At 56.6% G+C, this 16,948-nt stretch carries 18 protein-coding genes; 10 read left to right on the top strand and 8 right to left on the bottom strand.

Annotation, left to right across the window (positions count from 1 at the left end; genetic code table 11):
* The first annotated feature begins 255 nt into the window (after positions 1-255).
* Positions 256-543: a type II toxin-antitoxin system Phd/YefM family antitoxin gene (locus ABX75_RS14310; protein ID WP_034099056.1), complete on the top strand. Its 288-nt coding sequence runs from the start codon at positions 256-258 to the stop codon at positions 541-543.
* A complete protein-coding gene (locus ABX75_RS14305) occupies positions 533-820 on the top strand; it encodes a type II toxin-antitoxin system RelE/ParE family toxin (protein WP_034099058.1) in 288 nt (95 codons plus the stop codon). Before ABX75_RS14310 ends, ABX75_RS14305 begins: the two co-directional genes overlap by 11 nt.
* A gap of 39 nt (positions 821-859) precedes the next feature.
* Here the strand turns inward: ABX75_RS14305 and ABX75_RS14300 are convergent, their stop codons facing one another.
* The 3 genes from ABX75_RS14300 to ABX75_RS14290 all read right to left on the bottom strand — a co-directional run bounded on the left by ABX75_RS14300 (position 860) and on the right by ABX75_RS14290 (position 2,286).
* Positions 860-1,624, bottom strand: a complete 765-nt coding sequence (locus ABX75_RS14300) for a KilA-N domain-containing protein (RefSeq protein ID WP_034099060.1) — start codon at positions 1,622-1,624, stop codon at positions 860-862.
* Between the two features lie 112 nt (positions 1,625-1,736).
* Positions 1,737-1,955, bottom strand: a complete 219-nt coding sequence (locus ABX75_RS14295) for a hypothetical protein (RefSeq protein ID WP_034099062.1) — start codon at positions 1,953-1,955, stop codon at positions 1,737-1,739.
* A gap of 22 nt (positions 1,956-1,977) precedes the next feature.
* Positions 1,978-2,286, bottom strand: a complete 309-nt coding sequence (locus ABX75_RS14290) for a hypothetical protein (protein WP_034099064.1) — start codon at positions 2,284-2,286, stop codon at positions 1,978-1,980.
* Between the two features lie 1,113 nt (positions 2,287-3,399).
* Between ABX75_RS14290 and ABX75_RS14275 the strand changes: the two genes are divergently transcribed.
* The 3 genes from ABX75_RS14275 (at position 3,400) to ABX75_RS14265 (ending at position 5,608) form a co-directional block, all read left to right on the top strand.
* Positions 3,400-3,633 carry an Arc family DNA-binding protein gene (locus ABX75_RS14275; RefSeq protein ID WP_034099068.1) on the top strand — a complete coding sequence of 78 codons (234 nt, stop codon included), beginning with the start codon at positions 3,400-3,402 and terminating at the stop codon, positions 3,631-3,633.
* A 151-nt stretch (positions 3,634-3,784) separates the two neighbouring features.
* Positions 3,785-4,132: a hypothetical protein gene (locus ABX75_RS14270; protein ID WP_034099069.1), complete on the top strand. Its 348-nt coding sequence runs from the start codon at positions 3,785-3,787 to the stop codon at positions 4,130-4,132.
* Positions 4,133-4,411: 279 nt separating this feature from the next.
* Positions 4,412-5,608, top strand: coding sequence for a tyrosine-type recombinase/integrase (locus tag ABX75_RS14265; protein ID WP_047882147.1), 1,197 nt, complete (start codon positions 4,412-4,414; stop codon positions 5,606-5,608).
* 366 nt (positions 5,609-5,974) lie between these two features.
* Here ABX75_RS14265 and ABX75_RS14260 read toward each other — a convergent pair whose 3' ends face one another.
* Positions 5,975-7,084 carry an MFS transporter gene (locus tag ABX75_RS14260; RefSeq protein ID WP_034099071.1) on the bottom strand — a complete coding sequence of 370 codons (1,110 nt, stop codon included), beginning with the start codon at positions 7,082-7,084 and terminating at the stop codon, positions 5,975-5,977.
* A gap of 145 nt (positions 7,085-7,229) precedes the next feature.
* Complete coding sequence (locus ABX75_RS14255; protein ID WP_034099072.1) at positions 7,230-8,153, bottom strand: LysR substrate-binding domain-containing protein; 924 nt, start codon at positions 8,151-8,153, stop codon at positions 7,230-7,232.
* Between the two features lie 505 nt (positions 8,154-8,658).
* Here ABX75_RS14255 and ABX75_RS14250 point away from each other — a divergent pair.
* Entirely contained in the window at positions 8,659-10,035 is a 1,377-nt protein-coding gene (locus ABX75_RS14250) for an MFS family transporter (protein ID WP_034099074.1), read from the top strand.
* A 62-nt stretch (positions 10,036-10,097) separates the two neighbouring features.
* Here ABX75_RS14250 and ABX75_RS14245 read toward each other — a convergent pair whose 3' ends face one another.
* The 3 genes from ABX75_RS14245 to ABX75_RS14235 all read right to left on the bottom strand — a co-directional run bounded on the left by ABX75_RS14245 (position 10,098) and on the right by ABX75_RS14235 (position 13,590).
* Positions 10,098-11,552, bottom strand: a complete 1,455-nt coding sequence (locus ABX75_RS14245) for a sodium:alanine symporter family protein (RefSeq protein ID WP_034114375.1) — start codon at positions 11,550-11,552, stop codon at positions 10,098-10,100.
* A 166-nt stretch (positions 11,553-11,718) separates the two neighbouring features.
* Entirely contained in the window at positions 11,719-12,537 is an 819-nt protein-coding gene (locus ABX75_RS14240; protein WP_034114374.1) for an alpha/beta fold hydrolase, read from the bottom strand.
* A gap of 159 nt (positions 12,538-12,696) precedes the next feature.
* On the bottom strand, positions 12,697-13,590 hold the full coding sequence (locus ABX75_RS14235; RefSeq protein ID WP_047882146.1) for a LysR family transcriptional regulator: 894 nt from the start codon (positions 13,588-13,590) through the stop codon (positions 12,697-12,699).
* A 105-nt stretch (positions 13,591-13,695) separates the two neighbouring features.
* On the opposite strand from ABX75_RS14235, the gene ABX75_RS14230 reads away from it, so the two are divergent.
* From ABX75_RS14230 to ABX75_RS14215, 4 genes are read left to right on the top strand one after another with little or no spacing between them, the layout of a single operon-like run.
* Positions 13,696-14,361, top strand: a complete 666-nt coding sequence (locus ABX75_RS14230; protein WP_034099082.1) for an RraA family protein — start codon at positions 13,696-13,698, stop codon at positions 14,359-14,361.
* A complete protein-coding gene (locus tag ABX75_RS14225) occupies positions 14,361-15,023 on the top strand; it encodes an RraA family protein (protein WP_034099083.1) in 663 nt (220 codons plus the stop codon). Before ABX75_RS14230 ends, ABX75_RS14225 begins: the two co-directional genes overlap by 1 nt.
* Positions 15,023-15,661: an RraA family protein gene (locus ABX75_RS14220; RefSeq protein ID WP_034099085.1), complete on the top strand. Its 639-nt coding sequence runs from the start codon at positions 15,023-15,025 to the stop codon at positions 15,659-15,661. Before ABX75_RS14225 ends, ABX75_RS14220 begins: the two co-directional genes overlap by 1 nt.
* Positions 15,658-16,872 carry a pyridoxal phosphate-dependent aminotransferase gene (locus ABX75_RS14215; RefSeq protein ID WP_034114369.1) on the top strand — a complete coding sequence of 405 codons (1,215 nt, stop codon included), beginning with the start codon at positions 15,658-15,660 and terminating at the stop codon, positions 16,870-16,872. Before ABX75_RS14220 ends, ABX75_RS14215 begins: the two co-directional genes overlap by 4 nt.
* The last annotated feature ends 76 nt before the right edge of the window (positions 16,873-16,948 follow it).

The raw sequence follows: 16,948 nt of genomic DNA, 5'->3' as shown, positions 1-16,948 counted from the left end.
TTCTTTTCGGTCACTTGTTTGACCGCCTGGATTTTGAATTCTTCGGGATATCGCTGGTTGCTCATGGCACCTCCTAATGGGCCTCATTTTAAGGCTTGGAGGTGTCTACGAAACTAGGGGCGATTCAGCCTGTCACCGGATCCTCTATGACATCCATCGCTATAGAACAGCCCCTCTGACTCGATACTGCGCTGTTTGAGCTTGCCACGCCAGTCTAAAAAGACCAGAATAAAGACCAATATAGGAGTCTTATATATGCAAAATATTCTGGCTGATGTGGCCGTCAGCGTATCTGAACTCAAGAAGAACCCCTCCTCCGTCTTGAGCGGCGCCAACGGCATGCCTGTGGCTGTGCTGAACCACAACCGCGTTATGGGCTACATGGTTCCAGCGAACGTCTACGAGGCGATGGTTGAGCGCCTGGACGAACTGGAGCTGGTCCAACTAGTCAAGGCTCGGCTCGATGCTAAAGAAACACCTGTTCGGGTATCTCTGGACGATCTGATTGGCGAGACAGAGGCAGATATCGCCAATGGCCGCTGAGTACGAGGTTGAGTGGGATCCGAAGGCACTGAAGGAGTTGCGTAAACTCGACGGAACAATACGCCTCCAGTTTCTGAAAAAGCTCCAGGAGCGGCAGTCCGGCCCGCGAGTGCCAGGCGATGCGCTTCATGGCATGAAGGACTGCTACAAGATCAAATTGCGCGGCGCCGGCTACCGACTTGTGTACCGCGTTGAGGATGAGCGAATTGTCATCCTGGTGCTGGCTGTCGGCAAACGCGAGCGAAGCTCTGTGTATGAGCAGGCGGGGAAGCGGTAGGCAGAGACAAGAAGCCCGGCGCTGGGCCGGGCTTGATCTCTAACGCGGTGCTGGCAGGGCAAGTAGGCGCTCAAGGTGCGGAATGGCCTTCAGGTCTTTACCTGAAAAATACGCGACGGATTTCTGCGGGAGCCAAACGGTGTGAAAATGATTTCTAAAGTCCGCAAGGACTTCGTTGGGATACAGCTTGGGGTAAACGATGCGGCCATCTTCAAACTCATGGCGGTACTTTGGCAGTGCGTCCGTGTCAATTCCTTTGACATCCCTTAACCATTTGCAAAACATTTTACCTTCTGAGATGTCTGGCAGCAGGTTGTCTGGCAGCGTGTAACCGGTGTCCTCCATTGGACCTATCAAAACCAATGCCATTTCATTGAGCATAGAGAAATGGGTGTAAGGGACTTGGCTGCGGTTAGCCATGTATCTGCGGAGATGATAGGGAATGCCGTTGCCTTGAGGCTTTGCGCCACCACCGCCCAACCACTCCCTAACCCACTGCGACACTGCAACAGCGAATCTCGGCGAGCACCATTGCCCTAAATTTATAGCTACGTCTGGATGGACCCAAGTGCCACGGTTTTCGTTCGACCCATTGGTTACTGTGTGAATCAGCCGGTCACCGGGAATTCCCGTTGACCTCGTTAGCTCATTCAGAAAATCGCCAGTCGCCTTTAAACGCGAGTAATCGTAGAAGTTTTTCCCTGATGCGTTGCACATTGCCGTTGCATTAACGTAGCCATCAAGTGCTCGCTGATGAATAAGCGCGCCCTCTACCTGTCTCGGTATTAGTTCAAGTTGAGCCATCCTTGCCACCCCTCATTCTCTAAAGATGCCCTACGGGCGGTAAAATTCTTTGCGCTTACATACTCATCCTTGTCAGGTCATCACGCGCCGCACGATCCTTCCCGCCTTCACCTCATGCGCCCACGCCATAAAAGTGGTTCAGCGCTATCAGCTCAACCACCGCCACGAAAACGCAGAGCACAACAAAACCAGGGCTGAATACCCGCTTGCGGCCTGATGAGCCCCAGCTAAGACCAGCTGCGTCGGAATAGCCGGGGATCAACATTAGGAAGGCCAGCGCAGCCAAGACCCCAACCTTGCTCCATAAGCTCTGCTCTCGCCATTCAGTCATTGGCTGATCCTGGGCAGCAGCATCAGGAAAACCGGCCATACCCAGGACACTTCATGGCTCTGAGGCGATTTCTAAGAATTTGAGTCTCGGTATATTCCGAATCCGAGGCGCCCATCTTGGACCGCAGTGCGTATTGCACGAAATCCTCAGCCTGCTGGCGATCTGCGGCTAGCTTGAAGGTACGGCATTGCTCTAGACGCTCAGCTTCCGTCACAGGCATCGGTAATGCGTCGATCTGTTTTTCGTACTCAGTTTTTTCTTTTGGCGTGCTGTAGCAGCCGGCGAAAAGAAGCGGCGCAGCTATTAGAGCGGCTATCCGTAAGGCATTCATCACTACATTCCCTTGCGCATACGAGCTTTGCTCAGCTCGCGGTAGTTCGATTTAGGTTGTCGCGCCCGACCAGGTGTCTATTCGGGCTTGTTTCGATTTATTTGCCCCGCCTTCACCTCATCGGCATAACTCACCAGCCTGTCAGTTTTCTCATATAGCGTACCCACCAGTCCCATCAGGGCTATGGCGTCAGCATCGCTGAGTTTTTCTGAGAGCTTACCCATCAAGGTTTGAGGCGATCGCCTTCAGGTCGCGGCGTAGCTGCTGGCTAGGTTTGGAGAGAGCCATGACTAAATATCCAAGTAGACTTATTGGGCCATTATTTCCTGATAGCGCTTCTGATATTCATCGTAAGGCAGGTTCTGTTCTGTGAGTTTCTGAAGTTGGACCTGCTTGTACTGACTCTTGGTCATAGGGCCAGGTGTCGGCTGCACGGGCGCCGCGGAGTAGTTTGATGGTGCCCCTCCTCCGACCTTCGAGCCACTACGGGCATAGCTGCTCACAGTCCCGTCAGGAGCAATGGTCACCGTAGTGCTCTCTACCTCCGTGCCGATACCTGCGAAACCGACATAGGCATAGCCCCAGCCCAAAACCTGCGATCCGTCAGAATTCTGGGTGACTGCTGTAGGCGGGCCGAGAAGGGCAATCACTTCTTTGCTGGTGGCTTTGCCTTTAATCAGGCTATCGATCTGGGCTGTTCGATTTTGGTGCCACTACTAGCGCAGCCGGAGAGGAGCGCCGCCATTAAGAGGCAAAGAAGCATCTTTTTCATAAAGTCCCTTTCTGTCTTGAGGCCAGCAAACTTAAGCCCTAGCTGGTGCTGCCAACCAGTCGTAATGAGGCGAATCTAACACCAATATTTAGCCACTACGAGTTGAAAGCTTTCTCCCGAGAAAAATTAGCAAACGTCAAATCGCAAGAACAATTTGCTAATTTACAGCCACTCCTTCGCCACCTCATGGCGAAACAAGAGCACCTCAATTTTTTGCGAAAGCCAACAACGCGGCGGGCCCTTGCTCGCCCTGGAGAAAGTGAATGTCACCACGCCGAAATCAGGCGAATAACCCCACTCATTCAGCTCCCAATACGTAGGGGGCTCGCCAGGAGATCATCATGACCACCAACCAATACGATTCTCGCACCGCAGACAAGTTTGTGGTGCGACTGCCTAACGGCCTGCGCGCGGACATTGAAGCGGCTGCGAGCGCCGCGGACCGCAGCATGAACAGCGTATTCGTCCAGGCCGTGCGCCAGTATCTGGACGGACAGAATCGCCAATCCTTGCTGCTAGACGCTCTGACAAATGCCGGCGCCCCGCTCCCACCGGCTGTGAGTTCTAGCTTATGAGCCGCCGCAACGGACAACAGGGCGAGCGCCTGATCGAGCTGCTCAACGCCATGCAGCGTCGAGAAACCACCCCAGATCTATGCCATGTCCGCATCGTGCGGTATCGACGCTCGCAGGGTGCTGGCAGACCACTTTCAAGGTGGTGAACTCCATGGCTAAGACAGTACTGCGGGTGCGCCTCGATGGCGTCGCGTTCTACATGAACACCGAGACCTCTTCACCCGGTACCGGACACCGAAACAGGTTTCGCTTGTTCAAGACAGAAAACTACGGGCGCGACAAATCCGGCTGGATTCAGGTGGGCTCGACGGCTGGCCAGGAGTTATTGGCAATTGAAGATGAAAGCACCTTGCTGAAGGCGTGTGAAAAGCTATTCGCCAGCAAAAAGCCCCACCGCTACGACCTACATGGAGCGATACGCGGCAAATCCGGCAAGTGGGAGGGCGAAGCCTTTCCCATCAGGAAGTCAGTGCAAACAACGTCCTCCATCGACCAGTGATGACTCCATGGCCAAGTCAACTGCATTACCCACCAAAGAGACCGCGCCTCGCTTCCTCAGAGCGTCAACTGCCCCCTCGTACCTGGGCATGTGCCGGGAAGAATTTAACAAGACCGTTCGACCTAACGTCCGCGAATTCCCCATTGGGAAACAGGGCGTTGGCTTCGACCGGCTCGAATTGGATCAGTGGGCAGATTCCTGGGCTGAGTCCATGGCAATTGAAAAGCAAGCCAATGAGGACAACAATCTGCCCCGCAGTGGGCGCCAAGGAGCAAAACAATGGCGCGAAAAACGATGTCGGGCCTCTACCAGAGGAACGGGATTTGGCACATCGACAAAGTCGTCCGAGGTAGCCGACTTCAGGAAAGCACTGGAGCAAGCGAAAGGGAAGAAGCCGAGCAGTACCTGATTCATCGGCTGGAAAAGCTACGACAGGAAAAGATCTACGGCGTGCGCCAGGTGCGAACCTGGCGTGAGGCCGCTACCCGATTCCTGGTTGAGTTCAAAGACCAAGCATCGATCGGCCTTTCCGCATCCCACATCGAACAGCTTGACCCGTATATCGGTGATCTACCGATCACACACATCGATGACGGGACCTTGGCCCCATTCATCCGCGACAGGCAGCAGCCAAGCAAGACGGACAAAGGCAAGGTCAAGCCTGGCGTATCGAACAGGACGGTCAACATTGCTTTGCAACGTGTCGTTCGAATCTTGAACCTGTGCCACAGGAAGTGGCGAGACGCAGAGAAGCGGCCGTGGCTGGATAGCGTGCCGATGACCTCAATGCTGGAGGAGGCGAAGTCGAGCAGGAAGCCCTACCCGATGTCCTGGGCTGAGCAGTCGATGCTGTTCTCGGAGATTCCGGATCACCTGTTGAGGATGTCACTCTACAAGGTGAACACCGGGTGCCGGGAGCAGGAAGTCTGCAAACTTCAGTGGGATTGGGAGGTTAGGGTTCCGGAGTTGGGAGCAAGCGTGTTCCTGATCCCCGCTGATTTTGGCGGGAGAAGCGAAAAGTCAGGCGTGAAGAACGACGACGAGCGACTAGTGGTGCTGAATAAGGTGGCGATGTCGGTCATCGACGGTCAGCGCGGCCTGCACTCGAAGTACGTATTCCCATACGGACAGCCGGACGAACGCGGTCCGACTCCGATGCACCGGATGAATGACACGGCGTGGAAGAAGGCCAGGGTGAGAGCGGCGACGAGGTGGGAGTTGGAACAAAAGTCGCCGGCACACCCTGGGTTCAGATCAATCCGGGTTCACGACCTCAAGCACACCTTTGGGAGAAGGCTGCGTGCCGCAGGGGTGACACTGGAAGATCGGAAGGCGCTCCTGGGGCACAAGAATGGCAGCGTTACCAGCCACTATTCTACCGCAGAGCTTGAGCAGTTGATCGCAGAGGCAAACAAAGTGTCAGCGACGGATTCACGCGGGCCGGCACTGACAATCTTGAGGAGGAAAACGGGATGACCCCCCGCAAAAGTCCCTACGCATGAAAAAGCCGAACTGGTTAGAGTTCGGCTAAGTCATTGATAAATATGGTCGGGACGGAGTGATTCGAACACTCGACCCCTAGCACCCCATCTCCTTTTTCATACTTCTTGAAAGACTCCAAAATTTTACTCTGGATTTCTCCAAGCTAGTGTTTACTTGAGTTCCAGAGGTGTTCTGCTCTACGAGAGTCCAGGAACGTCCATCAAGAGTCGCCGTTTTTGTGGGGGGAAAAGTAGGGGTAACTCATTTTATGGCCAAAATCACCATCAAAGAACTTGAATCGCTGATCTCTGAAGATGCCAGCCGAATCCTTAGGGAAGATGACAATCAGCGCTGTTCTTTTCATACCAGTCGAATGAGCAGCAAGACCAAGAGCACGTTCAATACAGCCAGCACACTCAGTCCCGCAAGCACACCGCCAGCGCCCCAGGTCTGCAACAGGTAACCGCCTGCAAGGGGGGTCAAGGCTTGTCCTATGAGCGAAGGCCGAGCCATGCGTCCCATCAGCAAAACATAATGGGTGGGCGACATGAGGGCCAATGGCAGAAGTCCTCGAACGATCGCCCGCAAACCATTACCCGCGCCATAGATCACCAACCCCAGGGCAGTCATTGCCGGTGCGATGGTCACAAACAGCAGACCAATTGCCACGAATATCACGGAGATCAACGTCGTCCAGATTGGGTGTCGCTTACGCGAAAACACCTGTAGAACACGTGATCCTACCTGGCTCGGCCCCAGCAATGCGCTCAGTCCGACGGCGGCTGCAAGCGAGTAACCCTGCCCCTGCAACAATGAAATCAGCTGGACCGACATCGCCGTCATGATCACTGCACCCAAAGCAAAAATCAGCGTAAGCAACAAGTAGATCCGCCGGTCGATTGAGAAACTTTCGCCACCCACTGCCTGACTTTTTATGAGTGGTCCCGTGCCCCGTGCCAGCACCCAGAAATAAAGCGGTGCCACGACAATGACCAATAACACTCCATAAGCCACGCACGTCGTGCGCCAACCAACGTGTTCGATGACCAACGCAACCGCGGGCCATGACAGTGTTGTAGCAAACCCGGACACAAGCGTGATGCCCGTAATCGCACTGCCCGCTCGCTCCCCATAGAGAGAACCTAAAGCGGCGAATAGCGCTTCATACAACCCCAGCGCCATACCGACACCTATTACAGCCCAAGACAAAAAAAACATCGGCAACGAGGTCGAACTGGCCATCAGAAACAACCCGATGGCGACGCCCAGACCGCTACTGGCCAGAATAGGGCGACCGCCGTACTGGCCAATAAGCTGGCTGGTCAACGGCGCCAGCAACGCGGAAACCAGAATGCTCAGAGACAGTGCGCCATACACCCATTGGCTGGCCCAGCCGGTTTCTTTCATGATCGGATCGGCCATGACGGCCATCAGGAAGAACGAGCCTCCCCAGACCAGAACCTGCAGCATCCCCAAAATAAAAATGCCGAATACGCCAGGCAGTCGCGTTTGTTGATTCAAGACGATGTCATCAGTGGTGAGAAAGGCGGATAGCGTGACTAGCTGAGCAATTACGTTTAAACGAACGATTCACCTAGCCAACGAATCCATTGGCTCAAAGCATGTGCCCAGCCCAAATCTTACGATTGACCAGGTCGGCAGCAATTTCGATGAAGGCATCCCCGACGAATTTGGCAGCCGGACTGACACGCCTGTCGGCAGGAAAAACCTGAACAAGTTTGCGCATGGGAATGGGGTCAATCAAGGGAGCGGCACTGAGCACGCCAGCTTCGATTTGGGCGTAAATCGATGCCAAAGGCAAAGCGGTCAAACCGAACCCATTGCAGACCAAGGCAATCATCGCGCCAAAGGAATCCGCTTCGACACTGGTCTTGAGCTTGATCCCGACTTCACGCGCACAATCATCCAGAATCACGCGAAGGCTATGTCGAGCACTTGGCAACACCAATAGCTGCTCTGCCAAAGACTCGAACGACACCGGTGTATCAAGACGCAGGTTGGCGCTGGCGGGGCCGACCAGCAGCAGATTTTCCATCATCACCGGCACGATACGCAGCGTATGCAGGGGTTGGGGATCGTAAGAAATCGCCAGTTCCAATTCGCCACGCTGAACCCAATCCAGCAGATAGCCGCTGAAGGCCGAGGAAAACCTGACGGCAAGATTCGGATGCGCCTCTTTGATTTTGCGCACTAGAGGAACGGTGACGATTTCCGCTACCGTCGGCGTCGTACCGATGACGACCGTTCCCCGAAAAGAGGTCTTTCCGCCCACCACAGAACTTCGAATGGACTCCATTTCTTCCATGATTCGAGTGGCATGCGCCAAGACTTCACGGCCGGCATCGGTAATTTCCATGCCTCGTCCATGCCGATCAAAAAGGTAGGCCCCGAGTTCCTTTTCCAACAGACGAATTTGCCTACTCAGTGCCGGTTGTGCGATGTGAAGCCGGTCGGAGGCCTTGCTGAGACTGCCAAGCTCGGCCACATGAATTAGGGTCTTGAGTTGAACGACATCCATTACCTGGCCAGTCAAAGTCGGGCTCGGCGCGAAATGCGTCGAAAGTAGTATGAGTGTAAACGCATTAGCGTTCCTTGGAATGCCACAGGGCCCGCGCCGCATGGGGCCTTGCGACTTTCGAGCCGGCTGTATCCCCCAGCCCGCACGGGTTGCAAGGCAAGCTATAAAATTTCGGTATATCAGTTAGGCCTGGCTGACGGCTTATTACCCTCGTCACTCTGCGGTAGCGTGCAATCAACGTCGACGCCAAGAGCGCTCGACTGACTACAAGAATAAGATTCGAGGGCTTACGTCATGATTTACTGCATTTCTCGTTACCTGACCGACCCGCCTTACACAGTCAGCAAGCAGCTGACCTCTCATATACATCCCCCCTCTTCATGTGCCTTGGTCGTCAAAGGATCACTGCAACTGCGTTAAGCCCATCAACCCATCGAGCTTGCAACGTCGGACACGCATCAGCGTGCGCCTCGTATCGTCTCGCCTTGAAAAAAGGGTGAACAGAATGTCTGCATCAACCAGCGACTCAACACTCCACACTGAAAAGTCCGATCAGATAAAAAGTCCGAATCGCGTCAGAGCCATCATGGGTGCCTGCTCGGGCAATTTGGTGGAGTGGTACGACTTTTTCATTTACGCCTATACCGCCATCTATTTTGCGAGCTCGTTTTTCCCCAAAGGCGACACCACCAGTCAGTTGCTCGCAACCGCCGGCGTCTTCGCCGTCGGCTTTTTCATGCGGCCTCTCGGCGGCTGGATTTTCGGCTGGATTGCCGACACTCGCGGCCGCAAGGTCTCGATGATTATCTCGGTTTTTATGATGTGCGCCGGCTCCCTGCTGATTGCCGTCATGCCGACCTATGAAACCATTGGTGTGGCGGCGCCAGTTTTGCTTGTCGTCGCGAGGTTGATTCAAGGGCTGTCAGTCGGCGCGGAGTACGGCACCGGTGCCACCTACATCAGTGAGATCGCTACACCTGGGCGTCGCTGTTTCTATGGCTCGTTCCAGTACTTCACCATCATTGCCGGTCAGCTCATGGCATTGATGACTGTGGTCATTCTCCAGCAAACCCTCACCGGCGAAGAATTGCGCGAATGGGGCTGGAGGATTCCGTTCTTCATCGGTGCCCTGAGCTCAATCGTGGTGGTGTATCTGCGCCGCGCCATGCATGAAACCGCCACCAAGAAAGACATGAGCCGCAAAGACGCCGGCTCGCTACGCGGCATGTTCAAGCACAAACGGGCGGTCGCGCTGGTGGTAGCGTTTACCATCGGTGGTTCTTTGTACTTCTACACCTTCACCACCTATATGCAGAAGTTCCTGGTGATCTCAGCCGGTTTCAGCCCGGAAACGGTTAGTTTCATCATGACCGCGGCCCTGGTCGGTTTCATGTTCTGCCAGCCACTGTTCGGCTTGCTGGCGGACCGTATCGGGATCAAGGCGCACATGCTGATGTTTTCCGGGTTGGCGATGCTGTTGGTGATTCCCCTGCTCTATTCACTGCAATCGGTCAGCAGCCCGTTTACGGCGTTCCTGCTGGTGTTTGGTGGCCTGGCCATTGCGTCGCTCTACACCCCGATTGCCGGGATCGTCAAAGCTGAACTGTTCCCACCTGCGGTACGCGCATTGGGCGTAGGCTTTCCGTATGCCATCGGCAATGCGGCATTCGGCGGCACCGCCGAATACGTCGCCTTGTCGCTCCGGTCCCAAGGCATTGAGGAATATTTCTTCTTCTATGTCGCGGCCGTCGTGACCATCACTTTCATCGCCGCGATGCTGATGCCGAATCTTTCGCGCTATGGATACATCAGCGGTTCCGGTGAGATCGAAGAGCGCACCGGTTTGAAGGGTTGCGCAAAGTCACACGCTGCGAGCGTTTGAAGCACTGACGATTACAGCAGGTATTTGAAAAGGGCCCATGAGATCCATGGGCCCTTTTTGCATCACTGGGTAGCAGATGCAGGTGCAACTTGAGTGACAGTTTCGGCGAGGACGTTGGCCGCGTGCTCCCGGTTCGGCCATGCATGCAAATCAAGATCAAGATCCTTGAACTGACTTGAATCGAAGACAGGCGTTTTGATGCCGGCTTTGCGTTGCTGGTCATAGTCGCGCAGCAAGCGCATGCCGACATTGAACAACAGCGCCAGGGCGATCAGATTCACGAAGGCCAGCAGCGTCATGGTGATATCGGCAAAAGCGAACACAGTGCCCAGATTTTGTACGGCCCCCCAAAGGATCAGCAGCAGCACCAAACCACGATAGACAATGACTGCAGCGCGCTTGTCGCCCAGCAGAAAGCGCAGGTTATTCTCGCCCAGGTAGTAGTTGTAGAGGATCGACGTGAAGACAAACAGCGCCAACGCCACGCTGATGAAGGTGCGTCCCCAATCTCCGACCACTGCCGCCAACGCGTTCTGAGTCAGCACCAGGCCATCGCCTTCAAAACTAGCCGTGTAAAAGCCTGACAGCAGAATCAGCAGCGCCGTACAGGTACAGATCACAAAGGTATCGAGAAAAACGCTGAAGGCCTGAACCACCCCTTGAGCCGCCGGGTGATCCACTTTCGCCACCGCGGCTACGTTGGGAGCACTCCCCAGTCCCGCCTCGTTGGCAAACACCCCACGTTTGACGCCCATGACAATGGCACTACCGACCAGGCCGGCAAACGCCTGATCCAGGCCGAAAGCACTTTTGAAGATGGTCATCAGCATTCCGGGAACATGATCAAACTGGAGCACGATCACATAAACGGTCACGCCAATGTAAGCCAGCGTTTTGACCGGCACCAGCAGGTCCGAGACCGCGGCGATGCGCTTGATGCCGCCCATGAACACCAGGCCAAGCAATATGGCAATCGTAATTCCGGAGTAGGTCGTAGAGAAACCGAACGCATTATTCAGCGAGTGAGTCACGGCGTGGGATTGCAGTCCGTTGAAGGCGAAACCAAAGGTCACCAATAGCAGTAACGCCATGACCTTGCCCAGCCAGGGTTGTTTCAGTCCGTACTGGATGTAATACGACGGCCCGCCGCGGAACTGTCCGTTAGCATCACACCGTTTGTACAACTGCCCCAGGCTGCACTCAAAGAAGCTGGTGGACATGCCCACCAGCGCGGTAACCCACATCCAGAACACCGCGCCCGGGCCGCCCAACGTTACCGCCAACCCGACACCGGCGATATTGCCCGCACCTACGCGCCCCGCCAGGCTAAGCATCAATGCCTGGAATGAGCTGATCTGCCCGGCACTCTTTTGCACGCTATCGCGGAAGGCGCCGAACATATGCAGAAAATGGCGGAACTGGACAAAGCGTGAACGCACCGTGAAGTAGCCGCCCAGGCCTACGATGAGCACGATCAGAAGCTTGCCGGAGAGAAAATCATTAATGACATCAAGCATGGGTCGAACCTCTTGTTTTTATAGGTACACGGATTTCAGGCACGCACGCGCCTGCACAAGTCGCCGCCCGAAGGCAGGAGAAGTGACTGAATCAGCTTTTGAATTTCAACTTCGTGGCCTGGCCAGGCTCCCGCGAATGATCAGGAAGCCCTCAGGACGACCGGGTTTACCCGGTAAGGCTGCTCACCTGGAAATCGGCGATCTGTTGCCACATCGCGATGGGGTTGGAATACATCGGGAAATGCCCGCAATCAGGAATGGGGGCCAGCCGGACACCTTCGGCCTGGATATGCGGCAGATAGGACAGTGACGCGTTCTGCTCGCCGTACATGAACATTCGTGGGCATTTCAAGCCGAGGAATTTGCTCATCAGATCGGCATTATCGGAAAGATCTACCATCGACTGGAATATCCCCCGCACCGCACCGGCACGCACCTTGTGCCGCAAGCTCGCGGAATAGAGTGCACTGGCATAGGCAGGGGCGTGTCGGGCACGTTCGATGAAGGCGGCGAAAAACACCTCGGGATCGTTGCTCGGATAGTCGATGATCTGCCGGCTGAGGAAGCAGTCTTCCGGGGCGATATTGCCCTCGATATCGACGAAACTGAGCACCCGGTCCGGGAACTGATGCGCCAGCATCAATGCGGTCAGACCGCCCATGGAATGGCCGACCAGATGGAAGCGTTCGATGCCGAAATGTGCCAGCACCTGCAGCGCTGTCTGCAGCACAAAGGGAATGGAAATCCTGGAAAGATCATCGCACTGGCTTTCACCACAACCCGGTGCGTCGTAAGCCACGAAAGGGTGACCGGCGAACGCGGGCTGCTGCACGATGTCGGCATAGTCCTCCTTGGTCGAACCAAAACCATGCAGGAACACAATCGGCGCAAGGACGCCGTCGCGATGGATGGCGGCCACGTTCAGTTGGACACCCTCCACCGTCAGAGGGAGTTGCACATGAGTGAACGTTTGTGGAGAAGACACGTTGTTGACTCCTTGAACGAAAAGGTAGCGCCGAACTTGGGTTGCCGGCAGCCAGACTCGCAATTTCAAGGGAATCGAGCCTTCTGTAAATTCCTAATACGGGAAGGCTTTCATACGCCAAACCTATCACTCCTGTTCACGCACAGGGCCTTGCTCGACTCACACACGGGACTGGAGTCGGGTGACCAGCTCCTGCAACAGCGGATTGGGCCGATCTGCATTCCAGGCCACCGCTGTGGTCACGACATTGAGCTTCTGGATCAGTGCTCGAAATACCACATTGTCCGGTGCCAGTTTTTTCAGCGACGCTGGTACCAGTGCGATACCCTGGCCGCAGCTGACAAAGGCAATTTGCGAGGCGACCGAGCGCACTTCATGCAGCACGCGCGGGGAAAAACCGCTGGCGCGGCAAGTCGCAATCAGATTGTCGAAGTAGACCGGACTAACCTTTCGGGAAAACATCACCAAGGGTTCAGTGGCCAGGCTGGCCAGGCTGATTCGCGTGCGCGCCGCCAAGGGGTGATCGCTGGGCAGGGCCACAACCAGGCGGTCCTGAGTCAGCGGCAGTGATTTGATCGAGGCCCCCAGATCACCGTCCAGCCGGGCGAAGGCCAGGTCGATGTCTCCGGCTTCCAGCGCCGGCACCGCTTCGACGCTGTCGATCTCCCGTACAGACACGGTGAGGTGCGGGTAATCGCTCTTCAGTTGCTCGATCAAACCCGGCAAGACATCAAACATGGCCGTAGAAATCGCGCCGATGGTCAATATCCCCGACTGCCCCGCCACCGCCTCCTCCACGGCGAGCTCCAGCCGTTCCAATTGGTCGGCGAACTTGCGCACGGCCGGCAGAATCGCCGCTCCCACCGGGGTCAGCTTCGCACCGCGTCGCGAGCGATCAAACAGCTTGACCTTGAGCGCCTGCTCCAACACTTGGATCTGCTCGCTCAGCGGTGGCTGGGACATGCCCAAACGCTTGGCCGCACGGCCGAAGTTCTGTTCTTCGGCCACCGCCAGGAACAACCAGAGATGACGAATCAGTCGAAAATTGATCATGATTAATCCATAGGTTTAACGTATCTAACGCATCTGTGATTAGTAATATACCTATCAAATTGTCTCGCTAACACTGGGCGCCTCCGTCACCACTGAGGCTTTCCCATGATCAATAAGAGTTTGCTGGATCGCTTGGCGGCGCTGGATACCAACACGGTTTCCGATGCGCTCGACTTCATCGGCCTGCCGGGTGCCACTGTTGGGCTGCGCCCACTGTGGAACTGCCCAAAGATTGTCGGCCGCGCCAGCACCGTGCTGCTGGCTCCTAAATCCGACAACGTCCCCACTGTGCACCTGATTACCCCCGTGGTGGAACAGATCGACAGCGATGATCGTGTGCTGGTGATTGCAGGTGGAATCGAAGGCATCTCCTGCTGGGGCGATATCCTCGCCAATGCAGCGGCCAGCAAGAAAGTGCGCGGCACGGTAATCGACGGTTTCAGCCGCGACATCGACGGCAGCGAGTCGATTGGCTACCCGGTTTATGGCCGCGGGGTGACCATGATCAGTGCCCGCAATCGGGTGGTGCAGATCGATGCCGCCGTAACCATCAACGTGGCCGGCGTCGACGTCAGCGAGAACGACTATGTCATCGCCGATACCTGCGGCACCGTATTCGTGCCCTCAGCCTATATCGAGAAAGTGCTCGACCTTGGCGAGCGTATCGCCCGCCGCCAGGACGGCATGGTCGAGGCTGTCCGCAGCGGTCGCTCGGTCGCCGAAGTGATGCATGACACCCAATTCGAAGCGATCCACACGGAGCACGCCTGATGAATATCGAAGACAAAGAACTGGTCGCCTTGTTTGAAGGCCTGGACACCCCGGGTGTTTCCGATGCGCTGGACAAACTCGGCCTGCCCGGCCAATGCCTCGGTGTGGCGCCACTGGACAACTACAGCAAGGTTATCGTCGGCCCGGCGTTTACCGTGCAGTACGTCTCGGCCAGCGTACCTCCGGGTACCGTTGGCGATTTCATCGAAGACGTCGCGCCCGGCGATGTGGTGGTCATCGACAACGGCGGCCGCACTGATTGCACCGTCTGGGGCGACATCATGACCCAGTACGCCGGTACTCGGCAGATCGCTGCCACAGTCATCGACGGTGTTTGCCGTGACGTGAACAAAGCACTGGGCGATGGCTACCCGATCTTCAGCAAGGGCCGCTTCATGCGCACCGGCAAAGACCGCGTACAGGTTCAGTCGGTCAACCAGCCGGTGTCCATCGGTGCCGCCCGGGTCTGTGCCCGCGACATCGTAGTCGCCGACGCCAACGGTGTGGTCGTCGTCCCCCGGGCTCGTGCAGCTGAAGTGGCAGCGTGTGCCCGTCAGATCGAATCGGTCGAAGCCGACATTCGCGCCCTGATCGCTCAGGGCAAAACCCTTAAAGAAGCCCGCGCCGCACTGGGCTACCACAGCCTGCAGAGGAAAGTTTGATGACCATACTCCCCCTCCCCCTGGATTCTTACGCACGGGCAAAAGTGCTGGGCAGTTCGACGCTGTATGAAGCGTCCCACCTGCCTTGCGCGGTCGACAGCGCGATCCGCCCGATCTGGGACGGTGCCTTTATCTCCGCTCCCGCTTACCCTCTGGAATGCTCGCCCGGCGACAACCTCGCCCTGCACCTGGCGATGGAACGTGTGCCCCGTGGCAGCGTGCTGGTCGTAGGCACGGGCAGCTTCATCGCCGGTTATTGGGGCGAAGTGCTGACCGTGGCGGCCGAAGCGGCTGGCGTGGTCGGGCTGGTGATCGATGGTGGCGTACGCGATATTGCGGCCCTGAAGAAACGCCAGTTCCCGGTGTTCGCCCGCGGCATCTCGCTGAAAGGCACAGTCAAAGCCAGTGCGCTTTCGGTGGGGCAGCCGTTCAATTTCAATGGTGCTTTCGTGACACAGGGCGACTGGGTGGTGGCCGACGATGATGGTGTGATCATCATTCCCAAGGCGGATGCCGCACGCACCTTGGCAGAAGGTGAAGCGCGGGCGGACAAGGAAGCGCAGATGATGCAGGCGTTGACCGAGGGCCGCTCGACCCTGGAACTGATGAACCTGACTGAGTGGAGAACTCGCGCATGAGCGCCGATATCCAACGTCTGAATCAGCGTCTTGCCAATGCGCAGCCGTCCGCGACTTACCGAATCATGGATCGGGTGGCAGAGCGCCGGGCGCAAGGCGCGAAAATTATTTCGCTGTGTGCCGGCGAGCCGGATTTCGATACGCCCAAGCATGTGCGTGAAGCGGCCATTCATGCCATTGAACACGGCCACACCCGCTACACCCAGGTCGCCGGTGTACGTTCACTGCGAGAAGCAGTGGCCGCCAAGTTCCGTCGTGAGAACGGTCTGGACGTAGCCTGGCAAGACACCCTTGTCTGCAACGGTGGCAAACAGGTGATCTACAACGCCTTGGCCGCGACCCTCAATGAGGGTGACGAAGTTATCGTGCCGGCGCCGTACTGGGTCAGTTACCCGGAGATGGTTCAATTGTGTGGCGGTGAAGCCCGAATCGTTACTTGCGACGCCGACACTGGCTTCAAGCTGACGCCCTCGGCGCTGGCCGCCGCGATCACACCGCAGACCCGCTGGTTGATCCTCAATTCGCCGTCCAACCCGACCGGCGCGGTGTATAGCCGGGAAGAACTGCACGCCTTGGCTGAGGTGTTGTTGGCTCACCCTCACGTGCTGATTCTGGCCGATGACATCTACGAGCATCTGATTTTTGATGATCAAGCGTTCTACACCCTGGCCCAGGTTGAACCACGACTGGCACCTCGCACCCTGACCATGAACGGTGTGTCCAAGGCCTATGCTATGACCGGCTGGCGAATCGGTTTCGCCACAGGGCCGCGCTGGTTGCTGGAAGCCATGGAAAAACTGCAAGGTCAGCAAACCTCTGGCGCCAGCTCTGTGTCGCAACAGGCTGCGCTCGCGGCACTGGAAGGTCCCAAGGATTTCATCCGTGAAAGCCGGGTGGCATTCCAGAGTCGTCGCGATTTGATGGTGGCGCTGCTGAACGACACCCCAGGCCTTGAATGCGTCAGTCCAGCCGGGGCGTTCTACGCGTTCGCGTCCTGTGCCGGATTGATCGGGCGTACCTCAGCGGGTGGCCGGGTACTGCACACCGACGAAGATGTCGCGCATGCACTGCTCGACGAAGCGGATGTGGCCGTAGTGCATGGTAGCGCTTTTGGTCTTGGCCCTTACATTCGCATCGCCTACGCCCTGGATGAGGCTTCATTGCGCCGGGCCTGCGAGGCGATCCGTACCTTCTGCACCTCACTACGTTAATCATTTCCCTTCCCATAATGCGTGGCTATCGCCGTTGCCCGGCAGGCCACGCATTCACCCCACCTGCTATACAAAA

This window comes from Pseudomonas sp. ARP3 (assembly GCF_001029595.1).
Taxonomy (GTDB): domain Bacteria; phylum Pseudomonadota; class Gammaproteobacteria; order Pseudomonadales; family Pseudomonadaceae; genus Aquipseudomonas; species Aquipseudomonas rhodesiae.
This window is presented reverse-complemented; position numbering and strand designations above follow the sequence as displayed.